At 60.1% G+C, this 19,709-nt stretch carries 15 protein-coding genes; 9 read left to right on the top strand and 6 right to left on the bottom strand.

Annotated features, from left to right (window positions below; all coding sequences use genetic code 11):
• Positions 1-52 precede the first annotated feature (52 nt).
• The 6 genes from WHX55_RS03925 to WHX55_RS03900 all read right to left on the bottom strand — a co-directional run bounded on the left by WHX55_RS03925 (position 53) and on the right by WHX55_RS03900 (position 7,439).
• Entirely contained in the window at positions 53-1,498 is a 1,446-nt protein-coding gene (locus WHX55_RS03925; RefSeq protein ID WP_150727451.1) for an aldehyde dehydrogenase family protein, read from the bottom strand.
• Between the two features lie 59 nt (positions 1,499-1,557).
• Positions 1,558-2,469 carry a 5-dehydro-4-deoxyglucarate dehydratase gene (kdgD, locus tag WHX55_RS03920; RefSeq protein ID WP_007976489.1) on the bottom strand — a complete coding sequence of 304 codons (912 nt, stop codon included), beginning with the start codon at positions 2,467-2,469 and terminating at the stop codon, positions 1,558-1,560.
• A 406-nt stretch (positions 2,470-2,875) separates the two neighbouring features.
• The gene (locus WHX55_RS03915; RefSeq protein WP_191624930.1) at positions 2,876-3,625 is read right to left on the bottom strand and encodes a FadR/GntR family transcriptional regulator; all 750 of its coding nucleotides are present in this window, start codon (positions 3,623-3,625) and stop codon (positions 2,876-2,878) included.
• A 173-nt stretch (positions 3,626-3,798) separates the two neighbouring features.
• Positions 3,799-5,526 (bottom strand): ABC transporter ATP-binding protein/permease, encoded by a 1,728-nt coding sequence (locus WHX55_RS03910; RefSeq protein WP_353742101.1) that lies wholly within the window; start codon positions 5,524-5,526, stop codon positions 3,799-3,801.
• Positions 5,527-5,623: 97 nt separating this feature from the next.
• Positions 5,624-6,184 (bottom strand): response regulator transcription factor, encoded by a 561-nt coding sequence (locus WHX55_RS03905; protein WP_007973041.1) that lies wholly within the window; start codon positions 6,182-6,184, stop codon positions 5,624-5,626.
• A complete protein-coding gene (locus WHX55_RS03900) occupies positions 6,177-7,439 on the bottom strand; it encodes an ATP-binding protein (protein WP_150727455.1) in 1,263 nt (420 codons plus the stop codon). Before WHX55_RS03900 ends, WHX55_RS03905 begins: the two co-directional genes overlap by 8 nt.
• Before the next feature lie 306 nt (positions 7,440-7,745).
• Here WHX55_RS03900 and WHX55_RS03895 point away from each other — a divergent pair, with 306 nt between their 5' ends.
• The 9 genes from WHX55_RS03895 (at position 7,746) to WHX55_RS03855 (ending at position 19,707) form a co-directional block, all read left to right on the top strand.
• On the top strand, positions 7,746-8,462 hold the full coding sequence (locus tag WHX55_RS03895; RefSeq protein WP_353742100.1) for an SIMPL domain-containing protein: 717 nt from the start codon (positions 7,746-7,748) through the stop codon (positions 8,460-8,462).
• A 469-nt stretch (positions 8,463-8,931) separates the two neighbouring features.
• The gene (locus WHX55_RS03890; RefSeq protein WP_150727457.1) at positions 8,932-10,557 is read left to right on the top strand and encodes an ABC transporter substrate-binding protein; all 1,626 of its coding nucleotides are present in this window, start codon (positions 8,932-8,934) and stop codon (positions 10,555-10,557) included.
• Between the two features lie 303 nt (positions 10,558-10,860).
• A complete protein-coding gene (locus WHX55_RS03885; protein WP_353742099.1) occupies positions 10,861-12,462 on the top strand; it encodes an ABC transporter substrate-binding protein in 1,602 nt (533 codons plus the stop codon).
• Between the two features lie 173 nt (positions 12,463-12,635).
• On the top strand, positions 12,636-14,069 hold the full coding sequence (locus WHX55_RS03880) for an OprD family porin (protein WP_353742098.1): 1,434 nt from the start codon (positions 12,636-12,638) through the stop codon (positions 14,067-14,069).
• A 78-nt stretch (positions 14,070-14,147) separates the two neighbouring features.
• On the top strand, positions 14,148-15,743 hold the full coding sequence (locus tag WHX55_RS03875; protein WP_150754361.1) for an ABC transporter substrate-binding protein: 1,596 nt from the start codon (positions 14,148-14,150) through the stop codon (positions 15,741-15,743).
• A gap of 72 nt (positions 15,744-15,815) precedes the next feature.
• On the top strand, positions 15,816-16,826 hold the full coding sequence (locus WHX55_RS03870) for an ABC transporter permease subunit (protein ID WP_150727461.1): 1,011 nt from the start codon (positions 15,816-15,818) through the stop codon (positions 16,824-16,826).
• Between the two features lie 10 nt (positions 16,827-16,836).
• On the top strand, positions 16,837-17,748 hold the full coding sequence (locus WHX55_RS03865; protein WP_150727462.1) for an ABC transporter permease subunit: 912 nt from the start codon (positions 16,837-16,839) through the stop codon (positions 17,746-17,748).
• Between the two features lie 10 nt (positions 17,749-17,758).
• On the top strand, positions 17,759-18,727 hold the full coding sequence (locus WHX55_RS03860) for an oligopeptide/dipeptide ABC transporter ATP-binding protein (RefSeq protein WP_057716450.1): 969 nt from the start codon (positions 17,759-17,761) through the stop codon (positions 18,725-18,727).
• On the top strand, positions 18,727-19,707 hold the full coding sequence (locus WHX55_RS03855) for a peptide ABC transporter ATP-binding protein (RefSeq protein ID WP_150754359.1): 981 nt from the start codon (positions 18,727-18,729) through the stop codon (positions 19,705-19,707). Before WHX55_RS03860 ends, WHX55_RS03855 begins: the two co-directional genes overlap by 1 nt.
• The last annotated feature ends 2 nt before the right edge of the window (positions 19,708-19,709 follow it).

Below are 19,709 nucleotides of genomic sequence, written 5' to 3'. Positions count from 1 at the left end.
CCGCGACCTCAAGACCATCGCGAGCAAGGCTCGCTCCTACAGGGATGTTGCGTTACGAACCGATGTAAGAGGTCTTCACGACCGTGTAGAACTCTTGCGCATAGCGACCTTGCTCACGTGATCCATAGGATGAACCTTTACGCCCACCGAACGGAACGTGGTAATCCACACCGGCGGTCGGCAGGTTGACCATCACCATCCCGGCCTGGGAGTGGCGCTTGAAGTGGTTGGCGTACTTCAAGGACGTGGTAGCGATGCCCGCCGACAGCCCGAACTCGGTGTCGTTGGCCATGGCCAGCGCGGCTTCGTAATCGGCGACGCGGACGATGTTGGCCACCGGGCCGAAGATCTCTTCCTGGCTGATGCGCATCGAAGCTTCGCTGTCGGCAAACAGGGTTGGCGCGAGGAAGTAGCCCTCGGTGTCGCACGTCACCAGACCACCGCCGCTGACCAGACGCGCACCTTCGGACTGGCCGATGTCGATGTACTTCATGTCCTGTTCAAGCTGGGCCTGGGAAACCACCGGACCAATGTCGGTGCCGGCTTTCAGCGCGTGACCGACCTTGATCGACTTCATGCGCTCGGCCATGGCTTCGACGAACCGGTCGTGGATGCCAGCGGTGACGATAAAGCGGCTGGAAGCGGTGCAACGCTGGCCAGTGGAGTAGAACGCGCTCTGTACCGACAACTCGACTGCTTGCTTGAGGTCGGCGTCGTCAAGAATGATCTGCGGGTTCTTGCCACCCATTTCCAACTGGACCTTGGCCTGGCGCGATACGCAGCTGACGGCGATCTGACGACCCACGCCCACGGAACCTGTGAAGCTGATGCCATCGACTTTCGGGCTGTGGACCAGCGCATCGCCAACCACGCGACCGCTGCCCATCACCAGGTTGAACACACCGGCCGGGAAGCCTGCGCGGGAGATGATTTCGGCCAAGGCCCAGGCGCAACCCGGAACCAGGTCCGCGGGTTTCAGCACGACGCAGTTGCCGTAGGCCAGGGCCGGGGCGATTTTCCATGCCGGGATGGCGATCGGGAAGTTCCACGGGGTGATCAGACCGACCACGCCCAAGGCTTCGCGAGTGACTTCAACGTTGACGCCCGGACGCACCGACGGCAGGTAGTCGCCGGACAGGCGCAAGCATTCACCGGCGAAGAACTTGAAGATATTGCCGGCGCGGGTCACTTCGCCGATGGCTTCAGGCAGGGTCTTGCCCTCTTCCCGGGCCAGCAGGGTGCCGAGTTCTTCGCGACGGGCGAGGATTTCAGTACCGACTTTGTCCAGGGAATCGTGACGCGCCTGAATGCCGGAAGTGGACCAGGCCGGGAACGCAGCACGGGCGGCGTCGATGGCGGCGTGGACCTGAGCCAGGTCAGCCTTGGCGTAGTCGCCGATGGCGTCGCTCAGTTCGGACGGGTTGATGTTGGTCGAATAGTCGCCACCGGCAACCCATTCACCGTTGATGTAGTTATCGAAACGCTTTGAATCAGCCACAGAAATCTCTCCTCACGCAAAAAGCCGCTGATTGCTCAGCGGCCCTGGTTTATCGGGTGTTACTGGGCGCCCTGCTTGTCGATCAGCGCGGCGAGCATTTCGTACTCTTCGCCGGTCAGGTCGGTCAGCGGTGCACGCACAGGACCTGCGTCGTAGCCGGCAATTTTTGCCCCGGCCTTGACGATGCTCACGGCATAGCCGGCCTTGCGGTTACGGATGTCCAGGTACGGCAGGAAGAAGTCGTCGATGATCTTGCCGACGGTGGCGTGATCTTCACGAGCGATCGCGTGGTAGAAGTCCATCGCGGTTTTCGGAATGAAGTTGAACACCGCCGAGGAGTAGACCGGTACGCCCAGCGCCTTGTAGGCCGCGGCGTAGACTTCGGCGGTCGGCAAGCCACCCAGGTAGCTGAAGCGATCACCGAGGCGGCGACGGATCGACACCATCAACTCGATATCACCCAGGCCATCCTTGTAGCCGATCAGGTTCGGGCAGCGCTCGGCCAGACGTTCCAGCAGCGGCGCGGTCAGGCGGCAGACGTTACGGTTGTAGACCACCACGCCGATGTTGACCGATTTGCACACAGCCTCAACGTGGGCGGCAACGCCGTCCTGGCTGGCTTCGGTCAGGTAGTGCGGCAGCAGCAACAGGCCCTTGGCGCCCAGACGCTCGGCTTCCTGAGCGTATTCGATGGCCTGGCGGGTCGAACCGCCCACACCGGCCAGGATTGGCACGCTGGTGGCGCAGGTGTCGACCGCAGTCTTGATGATTTCCGAATATTCGCTGGCCGCCAGAGAGAAGAACTCACCGGTGCCGCCCGCGGCGAACAGCGCCGAGGCGCCGTATGGGGCCAGCCATTCCAGACGCTTGATATAGCCAGCGCGGTTGAAGTCGCCCTGCGCATTGAAATCGGTAACCGGGAAAGACAGCAGACCGGAAGAGAGGATGGACTTCAGTTCTTGTGGATTCATTATTCGAACACCCTGGATTGCGAGGTTGTGTGTATGTGAGAAAACCATTCAGCCAGCGCTGAAGTTGTAGGTCATCGTACAACTTAAAATACAACCGTCAACTGCATTTCATCGCCACAGAGGAAAATTGTTCGACAAAAAAGGCTAAGACCAAAGTTTTAGAGGGGTTCAGCAGAGGGAGGAGAGTTGCGAGCGCCGTGATAAACGGTTGCTTGAGAGATACGTTGTCGGAAGATTTGGGATAAATACGGGTTTTGTTTTATGGCTTATGGCCCTATCGCGAGCAGGCTCGCTCCCACAGGGGGCTGGTGCATGATCTCAATTTTGTGATCGACACAAGACACTGTGGGAGCGAGCCTGCTCGCGATAGCGGTAGTTCAGACGATGAATGACACGGACAGATTACTTACCCGCGCTGCGCCTCAGCCTCTTCATGGGCATGACGCAACCGCTCACGGCTGTTGGTCAGGTGCAAACGCATGGCGGCCCGCGCCGCATCGGAATCCTGACGGGCAATGGCGTCGTAGATTTCCTCATGCTCACGACCCAGGCGACTCATGTAGTGCTGCTGGTCGTCATGAGCCAGGCGCGCGGAGTTCAGCCGTGTGCGTGGAATGATGCTGGTGCCCAGGTGGGTCATGATGTCGGTGAAATAGCGGTTGCCGGTGGACAGCGCGATTTCAAGGTGGAAGGCGAAGTCCGAAGCCACGGCGTCACTGGCGTGAGCGGCGCTTTCATTCAACGCATCGAGGGCAGCGCGCATGTTGGCCAACTGTTCCGGACTGCGACGTTGCGCCGCCAGCCCGGCGGACTCCACTTCCAGGCTGATGCGCAGCTCCAGGATCGCCAGCACATCCCGCAGGGTCACCACAGTCGCCGGGTCGATACGGAAACCGCTCGGGCTCGGCGTGTCGAGCACGAAGGTACCGATACCGTGGCGGGTTTCCACTTGCCCTGCCGCCTGCAAACGGGAAATCGCCTCGCGCACCACCGTGCGGCTGACACCATGGGCATCCATGATGGCCGACTCGGTGGGCAACTTGTCGCCACGCTTGAGATGACCGTCGCGGATCTGCTCGGACAGCACCGTCACCAGTTCCTGAGCGAGGCTGCGGCGCTTGCGTGGGAGGCGTGGTGCGTCGTTCGGGTTTTCCATGGTGAACATCTGTCTCGAAAAATTCGGCGGCTGAAAGCGCATCATAGCGCAACGCAGTTGTACGATCACCTTGTAGGAGCGAGCCTGCTCGCGATAGCGGTACGACATTCAATATTTAAATGTCTGACACTCCGCATCGCGAGCAGGCTCGCTCCCACAGGGATCCAAGGTCTTCAGGCGGTCACAGCCTGGTCCACAAGATGGCCATTCTCGATACGAATGTGCCGCGGATGGAAGCGCTTCAGGCTGCTGCGATGGCCGACGCTGACGATGCTCAGCCCCGGCAACTCATCGATCAGCGCCTGATACAGCGTGGCCTCGTCTTCTTCGTCCATCGCCGAGGTGGCTTCGTCCATGTACAGCCATTGCGGTGCATAAAGCAGCGCACGGGCAAAGGCCAGGCGCTGCTGCTCACCCGGCGACAACATGCGCTGCCAGTGGTTGGCTTCGTCGAGACGGGCAATCAGGTGCGGCAAGCGGCAGGTTTCCAGCACCTGCGCGTAGCGCTCGTTCGGATAGGTATCGCCCGGCTGTGGATAACTCAGGACATCACGCAGGGTGCCAATCGGCAAATACGGTTTTTGCGGCAGGAACAGGTAGCGCGCCGATGGCAGGCGAATACTGCCGTGGCCGGTCGGCCACAGATGTCCCATCGCCCGCAGCAGGGTCGACTTGCCGCTGCCGGAACGACCGCTGAGCATCACACGCTCGCCCTCCTTCACGGTCATGTCGGCGTTGGTCAGCAGGTGACGACCTTCAGCCAGGTCGAGGCCGAGGTTGTGCACCTTCAGCATCGAGCCCGAATTCTGTACGTCGATGGCCGGCGCACGCTCTTCGTTGTCACGCATGGCCTGATGGAAACTCAGCAGACGATCGCAGGTGGCGCGCCAGGAAGCGAGGCTCTGGTACGCACTGATAAACCAGCTGAAGCTTTCCTGCACATTGCCGAATGCCGAGCTGATTTGCATCAGTTCGCCCAGTTCGATCTTGCCGGAAAGGTAACGCGGCGCGGCAACCATGAAGGGGAAGATGATGGCGGCCTGACTGTAACCGGCGGTGAAGAACGTCAGGCGCTTGGACACTTTCATGATGTCCCAGAAGTTATGCCAGACCATCCCGAAGCGGCTGCTCAACCGACGATTTTCGTTCGGCTCGCCGTTGTACAACGCGATGCTTTCGGCATTCTCGCGAATTCGCACCATGGAGAAACGCAGGTCGGCTTCGAAGCGTTGTTGCTGGTTGTTCAGGCCGATCAGGCGACGACCGATCAAATGCGTCAACCAACTGCCGACCACTGCGTAAACCAGTACGCACCAGAACATGTAGCCGGGAATGGTGATGCCGAATACTTCAATGCTGCCCGACACCCCCCACAGAATGATCGAGAACGACACCAGGCTGACGATATTGCGCAGCAGCCCGATACCCAGCTCAAGGGTGTTGGAGGTGAAGCTGTTGAGGTCTTCGGAAATCCGCTGGTCAGGGTTATCGGTGTAACCGCCCTGCTCCAGCTGGTAGTAGTTTTTGTCACCCAGCCAGCGGGTGAAATGCTTTTCGGTGAGCCATGCTCGCCAGCGGATCGTCAGCATCTGCGTCAGGTACAGTCGGTACACCGCGCCGATGATCGCCACCGCCGCAATCGCGCAGAAGTACAGGATCAGTTGCCAGAACGCGGCCTCGTCCTTCTTTTGCAGGGCGTTGTAGAAGTCCTTGTACCAGGTGTTGAACCACACCGAGATCCCCACGCTGATCAGCGACAGCGCAATCACCGCGATCAACAGTGTCCAGGCCTTGACCTTCTCTTCACTACGCCAGTAAGGCGTGATCATCGCCCACACTTTGCGAAAAAACTGCCCGCGCACGGCGTCGTTGACCGCGGAATACTCAGCGTTCTGATTCATGGATAAGGCTCGATAGAGAAAAGAACACACACGAACCGATCATAGATGATCGGTTCGATTTATCGCGAGATACGGCCTGCATTCGTTCGGCGCAGGTTCAGCGGCGAACGGGACGCTTCTGCAGTTTGCGCTGCAGGGTGCGGCGGTGCATGCCCAGGGCACGGGCCGTGGCGGAGATGTTGCCTTCGTGCTCGGTCAGCACGCGCTGGATGTGCTCCCACTGCAGGCGGTCCACGGACATCGGGTTTTCCGGCACCAGGCTGTCGAGGTCGGCGTGTTCGGAAAGCAGCGCCGCCAACACGTCGTCGGCGTCCGCCGGTTTGCACAGGTAGTTGCAGGCACCGCGCTTGATCGCCTCGACGGCGGTGGCGATGCTCGAATAGCCGGTGAGGATCACCACGCGCATTTCCGGGTCCATTTCCAGCAACTTGGGCAGCAGCACCAGGCCGGAGTCGCCGTCCATCTTCAGGTCCAGGGCGGCGTAATCCGGCAGATCGGCCTTGGCCAGCTCCAGGCCTTCCTCGGCGGAACCGGCAGTGCTGACGCGAAAACCGCGGCGAGCCATGGCGCGGGCCATAACGCGGGTGAATGTGGCGTCGTCATCGACCAGCAACAAATGCGGCAGTTCTTCGCCTTCGACTTGGATCTCTTCACTCATGTTCGTCTCCTCGGGCGACACGGGGCAGGCGCAGCTCGGTGAGCGTGCCACCTTCCTCATGACTGTAGAGTTTCACTGAGCCGCCGGCGCGTGTCACGCTGGCCTTGCTCAAAAACAGGCCCAGGCCGAAGCCTTTGCCCTTGGTGGTAAAAAACGGCTTGCCGATTTGCTCGGCGATGGCCAGCGGCACACCGGCGCCATGGTCACGGATGCTGATGGTGAGGTTTTCCCAATCCCAGTCCAGCGTCACTTGCAGCCCTTCGGGGCAGGCATCGGCAGCGTTGTTCAACAGGTTCAGCAAAGCCTGGGTCAGATCCGGCGGCGGCGCCATGCGGGGGACCGGGCCCTGGCCGAGGCGCTGGAAGCGATAACTGGCTTCCGGGCGCATCAGGTGCCAGCGATTGAGGGCTTCATCGAGCCAATCGGTGACGTCCTGCATCTCCACCGCCAACCGACGATTGGCCTCGGCGGCGCGCACCAGTTGCTGCAAGGTTTGCTTGCACAGCTTGACCTGATCCTGCAGCACGCTCAGGTCGTCCTGCAACATCGGATCATGGTGGTCCTGACGCATTTCCTTGAGTAGCACACTCATGGTTGCCAGCGGCGTGCCCAGCTCATGGGCCGCACCGGCGGCCTGGGTGGCGACGGCCAGCAGTTGCTCATCGCGCAGGCCTTCTTCGCGACGAATGGCGCGCAACTCTTCCTGGCGACGCAGCTCTTCGGCCATGCGCGCGGCGAAGAAGGTGATCACTGCGGCGGCAAGGGCGAAGCTCAACCACATCCCGTACACCTGCAGGTTTTCACGAGCGATCGGGAAGGTTTGCAGCGGGTAGAACTGCGCCAGCAACAGCGTGTACATCGTCAGCGCGATACCCGACAGGATCACCGAATAACGCCATGGCAACGTCACGGCGGCAATGGTCAGCGGCACCAGGTAATAAGAGACGAAGGGGTTGGTCGAGCCGCCGGAGAAATACAGCAAGGCACTGTGGATAAACAGGTCACAGGCCAGTTGCACGGCGTATTCGAGCTCGGTCACCGGCCACGAGGTGCGCAGGCGAATCGCCGTGAACACGCACAGCAGCATTGAACATGCGAGCGTCGCCGCCAGTTGAAACCAGGGCAGTGGCAGCAATTCGAGCCAGTAGGCCAGGCCAACGGAACCGGCCTGGGCGGCCAGCACCAACGTGCGGATGAACGTCAGCCGCCAGAGGTTCTGGCGAGTGGCGGAAGTGATTTGAACGGGGGCGAGCATGAGCTCTCCTGATGAGCGCTCCAGGCGGATCGCAGGGAGTATAACCAAGCGCGGGGGCTGACAGGCAAAAGTGCGGCAAACGGCCACACGTAGGAGCGAGCTTGCTCGCGATGGTCGCCAACGATGACGCAGGTATCCTGACACCCCGTCGCGCATTCGGGTTTCTCGCGAGCAAGCTCGCTTCTACAAGAAGCTGTGGCGATCTGTATAGAAGTTGTAACTGTGCGAACCGGAGCATAAAAGCTAGAGTCTGATGGTTTCACGCAGGCCCGGACCATACCCCTGCGCACCTTTCAAGGAGCCTTCATGCACACATTCCGCCGCAGCGCCGCCCTCCTCGCCCTGGGCGTTGGCACCGTCGCCAGCCTACCGGCCATGGCCGCCGACGAGCTGCATTACAACCAGATTTCCCTGCGCGCCGAAGTCAGTCAGGAAGTGGCCCGCGACCTGATGATCGTGACCCTCTACACCGAAGAACAGAACAGCGACCCGGCTAAACTCGCCGCCGACGTCAGCACCACCATGAACAAGGCGCTGGCCCGGGCCAAGCAAGTCAAGGACATCACCCTGCGCCAGGGCAGCCGCAACAGCTACCCGATCTACGACACCAAGGGCCAGAAAATCACCGGCTGGCGCGAGCGCGCCGAATTGCGCCTGGAAAGCTCGGACTTCGCCGCGCTGTCGAAGCTGACCGGCGAACTGCTCACCGACCTGAAAATGGGCGGCATGGACTTCGCCATCGCCACCCCGACCCGCAAGGCCAGCGAAGACGCCCTACTCAAGGACGCCGTGACCGCCTTCAAGGCCCGCGCCCAGCTTGCGACTGATGCTCTGGGCGGCAAGAGCTACAAAATCGTCAACCTGAACCTCAACAGCAACGGTTATCCACAGCCTTACCTGCGCGCGCCGATGATGATGAAAGCCGCCGCCATGGACAGCGCACCGGTGACGCCGGATGTCGAGGCCGGCACCAGCCAGGTCAGCATGACCGCGGATGGTTCGATTGAAGTGCTGATGCCTTGAATCGATAGCCCCTGAACAAAAAACGGCGATCACTCAGATGATCGCCTTTTTTTTGGGCAGCTTTCAGGCATGAGCTATAACTGGAGAGTCCACCGGGAAAAGCCGGCAGTTGCACCGGGTGCAACTGAGTTCGATTGGCACTATCGGCGCAACAATAACCACTCTTATTCACGCCATACCCACCCCACAAAACGGGGTATGAATAAGTAACACCTCGCCCCACCCGGGAGCAACCAAGCTTCCTGGCGCACCACCAAAGTGCGCCAATTGCACCGTAAAAACACCGCGCAAACGGTCAAATGCGTCAGGAATTACACAAATGCGACATTAAGGTACGTTCGTGCCACCGTTTAAGGCTTGTAGCCACTCTGGATCTTGCATTGGGTATGGCCCCTGCATAAGTATCCGCAGGCACGACTCACGAGGTCGTCCTCTAATTCCAAAAATGACAACAAATCATGAGGCCACCATGCTTAAACACGCGGTCATTCCGTTCTTAGTTGGCGCAAGCTTGTTAGCCAGCGCACCGTTCGCCCAAGCAGCGACTAACCTGGTGTTCTGCTCCGAAGGGAGCCCGGCCGGTTTCGATCCAGGTCAATACACCACCGGAACCGACTTCGACGCCTCTGCAGAAACCATGTTCAACCGCCTCACCCAGTTCGAACGCGGCGGCACCGCCGTGGTTCCTGGGCTGGCGACCAAGTGGGACGTTTCCGATGACGGCCTGACTTACACCTTCCACCTGCGTGAAGGCGTCAAGTTCCATACCACGCCGTATTTCAAGCCAACTCGTGAGTTCAACGCCGACGACGTGCTGTTCACCTTTAATCGCATGATTAACAAGGATGACCCGTTCCGCAAAGCGTACCCGACCGAATTCCCGTACTTCACCGACATGGGGATGGATACCAACATCACCAAGATCGATAAAGTCGACGACCACACGGTCAAGTTCACCCTCAAAGACGTTGATGCCGCGTTCATCCAGAACATGGCCATGAGTTTCGCCTCGATCCAGTCCGCCGAGTACGCTGCCCAGCTGCTCAAGGAAGGCAAGACTGCCGACATCAACCAGAAGCCGATCGGCACCGGCCCGTTCGTGTTCAAGAGCTACCAGAAAGACTCCAACATCCGCTACACCGGGAACAAGGACTACTGGAAGCCTGACGACGTGAAGATCGACAACCTGATCTTCGCCATCACCACCGACCCGTCGGTACGTATCCAGAAGCTGAAGAAGAACGAGTGCCAGGTCACCCTGTTCCCTCGTCCGGCTGACCTGAAGGCGCTGAAGGAAGACAAGGACCTGAAACTGCCTGACCAGGCCGGTTTCAACCTGGGCTACATCGCCTACAACGTGATGCCCAAGGTCAAGGGTCAAACCGATGCGAACCCGCTGGCTGACCTGAAGGTGCGTCAGGCAATGGACATGGCGGTCAACAAGCAACAGATCATCGACTCCGTGTACCAGGGCGCCGGCCAACTGGCCGTCAACGCCATGCCGCCGACCCAGTGGTCCTACGACACCACCATCAAGGATGCGCCGTACAACCCTGAGAAAGCCAAGGAGCTGCTCAAGGAAGCCGGCGTCAAAGATGGCACCGAGATCGTTCTGTGGGCGATGCCGGTACAGCGCCCATACAACCCGAACGCCAAGCTGATGGCAGAAATGCTGCAGTCCGACTGGTCCAAGATCGGCCTCAAGGTCAAGATCCAGAGCTACGAGTGGGGCGAGTACATCAAGCGCTCCAAAGGTGGCGAGAACCAGGCGATGCTGATTGGCTGGAGCGGTGACAATGGTGATCCGGACAACTGGCTGAACGTGCTGTTCGGCTGCGACTCGCTGGAAGGCAACAACTTCTCCAAATGGTGCGACAAGAAGTTTGACGACATCGTCAAGCAAGCCAAGCGCACTTCAGACCAAAGCAAGCGCACCGAGCTCTACAAACAAGCGCAACACGTCCTCAAAGATGCTGTGCCTATGACACCTATCGCTCACTCGACGGTGTTCCAACCCATGCGCGCCAACGTGCAGGACTTCAAGATCAGCCCATTTGGCTTGAACTCCTTCTACGGCGTCAGCGTCAGCAAATAAGGTTTTGCAACGGCGACGTTTCTGACGTCGCCGTTGCTTTATCTACCGAGAAAGCAGGAATTCGCCTACATCCAAATCCGCAGCTGACTACAGCATCGGGGGAGGACGCGTCGCCATTTCCTACGAGTCTTTAGGACTCTACGCATTTACTGCCGGACCCGTGGCTCATACCGTCGGGATCCGACCAGTGCATGCGTGGGTCATCGGTTACTGCTGTGTGCATGGCTTGAAATCAGTGATGCCTCTACGTCCGCGCACGGGACGGCGGCTCATTGACAACACTTTGAGAGAAAAGGAAGCGTTATGCGCCATACCCTGGTTTTATCCGCATTGCTGGGCACCGGCCTGTTGGCCGCCACTTCCATCAGCCAGGCCGCCAACAACAGCCTGGTGTTCTGCTCCGAAGGCAGCCCCGCCGGTTTCGACACGGCGCAGTACACCACTGCGACCGACAACGACGCCGCCGAGCCGCTGTACAACCGGTTGGCCGAGTTTGAAAAAGGCGCGACCAACGTCGTACCGGGCTTGGCCACGAGCTGGGATATTTCCGAAGACGGCCTCAAATACACGTTTCACCTGCGCGAAGGGGTGAAGTTTCATACCACCAAGTACTTCACGCCGACCCGCGATTTCAACGCCGATGACGTGCTGTTCACGTTCAATCGCATGCTCGATCCGCAGCAACCTTTCCGTAAGGCTTATCCGACAGAGTTTCCGTACTTCAACGGCATGAGCCTGAACAAGAATATCGCCAAGGTCGAAAAGACCGGGCCGCTGACCGTGGTCTTTACGCTCAACAGCGTGGACGCCGCGTTCATCCAGAACATCGCCATGAGCTTCGCCGCCATCCTTTCGGCCGAATACGCCGACAAGCTGCTGGCCGAGGGCAAGCCGAGCGACATCAACCAGAAGCCGATCGGCACCGGGCCGTTCGTGTTCAAGAGCTACCAGAAAGACTCAAACATCCGTTACACCGGCAACCAGCATTACTGGGACCCGAGCCGGGTCAAGCTCGACAACCTGATTTTCGCCATCAACACCGACGCCTCGGTACGCGTGCAGAAACTCAAGGCCGGCGAGTGCCAGATCACCCTGCACCCGCGCCCTGCCGATGTGACCGCGCTGAAGAACGACCCGGCCCTGCAACTGATCGAGAAGCCTGGTTTCAACCTCGGCTACATCGCCTACAACGTGCGCCACAAACCCTTCGACCAACTCGAAGTGCGCCAGGCGCTGGACATGGCGGTGAACAAGCAAGGCATTCTCAATGCCGTCTACCAGGGTGCGGGGCAACTGGCGGTCAATGCCATGCCGCCGACCCAATGGTCCTACGACGACACGATCAAGGACGCCGCCTACAACCCGGAAAAAGCCAAGGAATTGCTCAAGGCTGCCGGCGTCAAGGAAGGCACTGAAATCACCCTCTGGGCCATGCCGGTCCAGCGTCCGTACAACCCCAACGCCAAGTTGATGGCCGAGATGCTCCAGGCTGACTGGGCGAAGATCGGCCTCAAGGTCAAGATCGTCAGCTATGAGTGGGGCGAGTACATCAAGCGCACCAAAAATGGCGAACACGACATCAGCCTGATTGGCTGGACCGGTGACAACGGGGACCCGGACAACTGGCTGGGCACGCTCTACAGCTGCGACGCCATTGGCGGTAACAACTACTCGATGTGGTGTGATCCGGCTTACGACAAGCTGATCAAGCAGGCCAAGGTCGTCACCGACCGCGACCAGCGCACTCTGCTCTACAAACAGGCGCAGCAGTACCTCAAGCAGCAAGTGCCGATCACGCCAGTCGCCCACTCAACGGTCAACCAGCCGCTGAGCGCCAAAATCGAAGGGTTCAAGGTGAGCCCGTTCGGTCGCAACGTTTTCTCGGGTGTCAGCATAGAAAAATAACCGATTAGCCAGAAATGCCGGGGGGCGGATTTTCCGCCCTCGCGCAGACGCTTTGCCGTCTTTTGCCAATTTGGCTTACAGCAAACGTTTGCGATGCCGTGAATGAGTTCTAAACCAATAGCCGGATCACAAAAAAAGACCGGCATAAAAAAAGAAAGTAAGGAGCTTTACCCATGAAACTGAGCAGCACCGCGTTATTGGCCTTGGCCATAAGCAGCGTAACCGCCACGGCTTACGCAGAAACCCAAAGCCAGGCTTTCACCCCGGTTACCGTGAACGAGAAAAGCGCCCAAAGCGAAGCCACCGGCTTTGTCGAAGGCCAGTCGATCACCGGCACCACGCGTAACTGGTACGCCAACGAGCAACTGCAACGCGGCGCCAAGTTCGCCTACAAGAAGGACGGCGTTTCGACCCCGACCGATCGCCGGATCAACTGGGTCCAGGGCACCATCCTCAAGTACAACTCGGGCTTCACCGAAGGCACTGTCGGTTTCAGCACTGAAATCGCCGCCTACAACGCCGTTTCCCTGGACCGGGACCGCAAAGACCTGGCATCCAACAACGGTGGCGCACCGGGCACTCGTCCAGGCGCGGGCAACAACCGTACCCTGACCAAAGAAGGCGGCGACGCTCAAGGCCAGTGGAGCAAACTGGGCCTGGCCAACGTCAAGGCCCGTGTCTCCAACAGCACCCTGACCGCCGGCCGCATGAACTTCAGCAGCCCGATGGTCGACGTGATCGGTAACCGTGCACTGCCTTCGAGCTTCCAGGGCGTGGCCCTCCACAGCGAAGAGCTGAACAATCTGGCCTTCGACCTGGCCACCTTCGACCGCAACTCACCGCGTACCGAAGAAAGCCAGCGCAAATTCCGCACCGAATACGCCAACGGCATCGTCGAAACCGACCACGTTCACACCGGCGGTATCACCTACACCCCATTTGCCAGCCTGACCACCAGCCTCTGGGCGACCCAGGCTGAAGACATCTGGAACCAGTACTACTTCGGCGCCTCTCACGTACTGGGCGACAGCCAGGTACTGAGCCTGACCACCGGCCTGAACTACTACAAAACCAAGGAAACCGGTAAAGCCCTGATCGGCGATATCGACAACGACACCTACTCGCTGTCGTTCGGCCTGACCCACCAGGCCCACACCCTGACCCTCTCGTACCAGGAAGTGAACGGTAACGAGTACTTCGACTACCTGCACGAAACCAACGGCATCTACCTGGCCAACTCCCTGCTGTCGGACTTCAACGGCCCGAACGAAAAATCGTTCCAGGTTGCCTACGGTCTGAACATGGCCGAATACGGCGTGCCAGGCCTGAAGTTCAACATCTACCAGGCTCGCGGCTGGGGTATCGACGGTACTCACTACACCGGCAACGGCGGCGTGGCAGGCAAGGGTTACGACGGCATCCAGTCCCAGGATGGCGAACACCACTATGAATACGGCATCGGCGCGACCTACGCGGTGCAGAGCGGCCCGCTCAAGGCCACCACGATCCGCGGCACCTACACCGCTCACCGTGCCAGCGAAAACCAGGCTGACGGCAGCATCAACGAGTTCCGTCTCGTGACCACGGTTCCGTTCAACATCCTGTAATGCACGTGCCGAACGGCTGATTCAATGACGAATCGGCCGTTCGGCTTTTGTCCTTTAACTGATTGCAGAGGGTTCTTGATGAAAATGCTTCCCCTACGTGCGGCCATCGCGGCCGCGTTGCTCAGTGTCGCTGTCGGCGTTTCGGCCAAACCCCTGGTGGTTTGCACGGAAGCCAGCCCCGAAGGCTTCGACATGGTCCAGTACACGACTGCAGTCACCGCCGATGCCGTGGCCGAAACCATCTTCAATCGCCTGGCAGACTTCAAGCCCGGTACCACCGACGTGATTCCGGCACTGGCCGACTCCTGGGACATCAGCGAAGACGGCCTGAGCTACACGTTCCATCTGCGTAAAGGCGTCAAGTTCCACACCACCGACTACTTCAAGCCGACCCGTGACATGAATGCCGACGACGTGGTCTGGAGTTTCCAGCGTCAGCTGGACCCGAATCATCCGTGGCACAAACTGTCGAGCGTGGGCTTCCCGTACTTTGAAAGCATGGGCTTCAAGGAACTGCTCAAGAGCGTCGATAAAGTCGACGACAACACGGTCAAGTTCACCCTGACCCGTCGCGAAGCGCCGTTCCTGGCCGACATCGCCATGGCCTTCTCTTCGATCTACTCCGCCGAGTACGCCGACCAGCTGCTCAAGGCGAACAAGACCGCCGACCTCAACAACAAGCCAGTCGGCACCGGCCCGTTCGTCTTCCAGCGCTACAACAAGGACGCCCAGGTTCGCTTCAAGGCCAACCCGGACTACTTCCGTGGCAAGCCGCCGGCCGAGGCGCTGATCCTGGCCATCGCCACCGACAACAACGTACGCCTGCAAAAGCTCAAGGCCAACGAGTGCCAGGTCGCTCTGTATCCGAAGCCGGATGACATTCCGAGCATCAAGAAAGACGACAAGCTGAAAGTCGATGAACTCAACGCGATGACCGTTTCCTACGTCGCCATGAACACCACGCACAAGTACATGAGCGATGTGCGGGTGCGTAAAGCCATCGACATCGCCTTCGACAAAGAGGCGTACGTCAATGCGTTGTTCGGCAAGGGCAATGCGACCGCAGCGGTCAACCCGTTCCCGGACACCCTGCTGGGCTACAACCACAGCCTGAAGAACCCGCCCCGCGATCTGGACAAGGCTCGCGCCCTGCTCAAGGAAGCCGGCGTACCGGAAGGCACCACCTTCACCCTGTTCACCCGCAACGGTGGCGGTCCGACCAACCCTAACCCGATGCTCGGCGCGCAGATGATGCAAGCCGACCTGGCCAAGGTCGGGATCAAGATCGACATCCGCGTGATGGAATGGGGCGAAATGCTCAAGCGCGCGAAAAACGGCGAGCACGATATGGTTTCCGCCGGATGGGCGGGCGATAACGGCGACCCGGATAACTTCCTGACGCCTATGCTCAGTTGTGAAGCGGCCAAGAACGGCGAAAACTACGCACGCTGGTGTAATGACAAGTTCCAGGCCCTGATCGATCAGGCCCGGGAAAAAACCGACCCGGCCGAGCGTGCAGCCCTGTACGAGCAGGCGCAGGTTATTTTCAACCAGGACCAGCCGTGGATCAGCATGGCGCACACTAGAATGTTCACCGCAATGCGCAACAACGTAGAGGGCTATCACATTAGCCCCCTCACCACGAATAACTTCGCCACCACCCAGGTGAAGTAATAAGAAAACTCCCGGCATTCCTGACCCAGGCATGCCGGGCACGCCTAACCGGCTGATGAGGTACAACACACGATGTTTAGTTTTATTGCCCGCCGACTGGGGTTGTTGATCCCCACGTTCTTCGGCATCACCCTGCTGACTTTCGCGTTGATTCGCATGATCCCGGGCGACCCCGTAGAAGTCATGATGGGAGAACGTAGGGTCGATCCCGAAATGCACGCTCAGGCAATGGAACGCCTAGGTCTGAACAAACCCCTGTATGCCCAGTACCTGGATTACATCGGCAAGCTGGCCCACGGCGATCTCGGGGAATCCCTGCGTACCCGTGAAAGCGTGTGGAGCGAGTTCACCTCCCTGTTCCCCGCGACCCTGGAACTGTCCATGGCCGCCCTGTTATTCGCTGGCATCCTGGGCCTTCTGGCCGGGGTGATCGCGGCACTCAAGCGAGGGTCCCTGTTCGACCACGGGGTGATGGGCGTCTCCCTGGCGGGATACTCGATGCCGATCTTCTGGTGGGGCCTGATCCTGATCATGTTCTTCTCGGTGAGCCTTGGCTGGACCCCGGTTTCCGGGCGGATCGACCTGCTGTACGACATCGAGCCACGCACCGGCTTCATGCTGATCGACACGCTGCTGGCCGATGACGTCGGCGCGTTCCTGGATGCCCTGCATCACCTGATCCTGCCGGCCATCGTGCTGGGTACCATCCCGCTGGCGGTGATCGCGCGGATGACCCGCTCCTCGATGCTCGAAGTGCTGCGTGAAGATTACATTCGCACCGCCAAGGCCAAGGGCCTGTCGCCGTCGCGCGTGGTGTTCGTGCACGGTCTGCGTAACGCGCTGATTCCGGTACTGACGGTGGTCGGCCTGCAAGTCGGCACCCTTCTGGCCGGTGCGGTCCTGACCGAAACCATCTTCTCGTGGCCGGGCATCGGCAAATGGCTGATCGAAGCCATTGGCGCCCGGGATTACCCCGTCGTGCAAAACGGCATCCTGTTAATCGCCTGCCTGGTGATTGTGGTCAACTTCGTAGTGGACATCCTCTACGGCTTTGCCAACCCACGCATCCGTCATCAGCGCTGAGATCATGAACATGACCACTCCAATTCCATCGGTAGCAGTCGATCAAAGCCTGCTGTACCCGTCACCGTACAAAGAATTCTGGCAAGCGTTCTCCAAGAACAAAGGTGCCGTCGCCGGCTTGATGTTCATGCTGCTGGTGATTTTCTGCGCCATATTCGCCCCGTGGGTTGCCCCCCATGACCCGAGCGAGCAGTACCGCGATTTCCTGCTGACCCCGCCGGCCTGGCTGGAAGGTGGGCAACTGCAATTCCTGCTCGGCACCGACGAACTGGGCCGCGACCTGCTGTCGCGCCTGATCAATGGTTCGCGCCTGTCGCTGATGATCGGTTTGTCGTCGGTGGTGATGTCGCTGATTCCGGGCATCCTGCTGGGCCTGCTCGCCGGGTTCTTCCCGCGCGTGCTCGGCCCGACCATCATGCGCCTGATGGACATCATGCTGGCCCTGCCGTCCCTGCTGCTGGCCGTGGCGATCGTCGCCATCCTCGGCCCTGGCCTGATCAACACCGTGATCGCCATCGCCGTGGTGTCCCTGCCGTCCTACGTTCGTCTGACCCGCGCCGCGGTGATGGGCGAGCTGAACCGCGACTACGTGACCGCCGCACGCCTGGCCGGTGCCGGCCTGCCGCGCCTGATGTTCGTCACCGTGCTGCCTAACTGCATGGCGCCGCTGATCGTTCAGGCCACCCTGAGCTTCTCCTCGGCGATCCTCGATGCCGCCGCACTGGGCTTCCTCGGCCTTGGCGTACAACCGCCAACCCCTGAGTGGGGCACCATGCTGGCTTCGGCTCGCGACTACATCGAACGCGCCTGGTGGGTGGTGAGCCTGCCTGGTTTGACCATTTTGCTCAGCGTGCTGGCAATCAACTTGATGGGTGACGGCCTGCGCGACGCGCTGGACCCGAAACTCAAGAACGCCGCCTGAGGAGATTCCCATGTCACTGCTAGAAATCAAGAATCTCAACGTCCGCTTCGGCGACAAGAACGCCACGCCAGTGGTCGATGGCCTCGACCTGCAAGTGGACAAGGGCGAAGTGCTGGCCATCGTTGGCGAATCAGGTTCCGGCAAGTCCGTGACCATGATGGCGCTGATGGGCCTGATCGAGCATCCGGGGATCGTCACCGCTGACGCCCTGAATTTCGACGGCAAGAACATGCTCAAGCTCAACAATCGCCAGCGTCGACAGATCGTCGGTAAAGACCTGTCCATGGTCTTCCAGGATCCGATGACCGCGCTGAACCCGAGCTACACCGTCGGCTTCCAGATCGAAGAAGTGCTACGCCTGCACCTGAAAATGTCCGGCAAGGCTGCCCGCAAGCGCGCCATCGAACTGCTTGAAAAAGTCGAGATCCCGGGTGCCGCCAGCCGTATGGACGCCTACCCGCATCAACTGTCCGGCGGTATGAGCCAGCGTGTCGCGATTGCCATGGCGATTGCCGGTGAACCGAAACTGCTGATCGCCGACGAACCGACCACCGCACTGGACGTAACCATCCAGGCGCAGATCATGGACCTGCTGCTGGCGTTGCAGAAAGAGCAGAACATGGGCCTGGTGCTGATCACCCACGACCTCGCCGTCGTGGCCGAAACCGCCCAGCGCGTGTGCGTGATGTACGCAGGCCAGGCGGTCGAAGTCGGTCAGGTGCCGCAACTGTTCGACATCCCGGCACACCCGTACAGCGAAGCGCTGCTCAAGGCGATTCCGGAACACAGCCTGGGTGCCTCGCGCCTGTCGACCCTGCCGGGCATCGTTCCCGGTCGCTACGACCGTCCGCAGGGTTGCCTGCTGTCGCCGCGCTGCCCGTACGTGAAAGACAACTGCCGTCAACAACGTCCGGCCCTTGACCAGAAAAGCAACAGCCTCGCTCGCTGCTTCTACCCGCTGAACCAGGAGGTGGCGTAATGGCCGTCGTTCTTACCGCCCGCGACCTGACCCGTCACTACGAGGTGTCCCGAGGCCTGTTCAAGGGTCACGCCACCGTGCGCGCCCTCAACGGCGTGTCGTTCGAACTGGAAGCCGGCAAGACCCTCGCTGTCGTGGGCGAGTCGGGTTGTGGCAAGTCCACCCTGGCCCGCGCCCTGACCCTGATCGAAGAGCCGTCCTCCGGCTCCTTGAAAATCGCCGGGCAGGAAGTTGCCGGCGCCGACAAGGCCCAGCGCAAGCAACTGCGCAAAGACGTGCAGATGGTGTTCCAGAGCCCGTACGCCTCGTTGAACCCACGGCAGAAAGTCGGTGATCAGTTGGCCGAGCCGTTGCTGATCAACACCAACCTCAGCGCTTCCGAACGCCGCGAAAAAGTCCAGGCGATGATGAAGCAGGTGGGCTTGCGTCCCGAGCACTATCAGCGTTATCCGCACATGTTCTCCGGCGGTCAGCGCCAGCGGATCGCCCTGGCGCGGGCGATGATGCTGCAACCGAAAGTGCTGGTGGCGGACGAACCGACCTCGGCGCTGGACGTGTCGATTCAGGCGCAGGTGCTCAACCTGTTCATGGATTTGCAGCAAGAGTTCAACACCGCCTACGTGTTCATCTCCCACAACCTGGCGGTGGTACGTCACGTTGCCGACCACGTGATGGTGATGTACCTCGGTCGCCCGGTGGAAATGGGCACGAAAGAGGACATTTACTCCCGCCCTCTGCACCCCTACACCCAGGCGCTGCTGTCGGCAACGCCAGCCATCCACCCGGATCCGAACAAGCCGAAAATCAAGATCGTCGGCGAACTGCCCAACCCGCTGAACCCGCCGTCCGGCTGCGCCTTCCACAAGCGCTGCCCGTACGCCACCGAGCGTTGCAGCAAGGAAGAGCCGGCCCTGCGCCTGCTCGCCGGCCGCCAGGTGGCTTGCCACTACGCCGAGCAATTCCTCGACGGCGCGGCATAAAA

This window comes from Pseudomonas fluorescens, assembly GCF_040448305.1.
Lineage (GTDB): Bacteria > Pseudomonadota > Gammaproteobacteria > Pseudomonadales > Pseudomonadaceae > Aquipseudomonas > Aquipseudomonas fluorescens_BH.
Note: the sequence above shows the minus strand (reverse complement) of the source record. Positions and strands in the feature narration are given on the sequence as shown.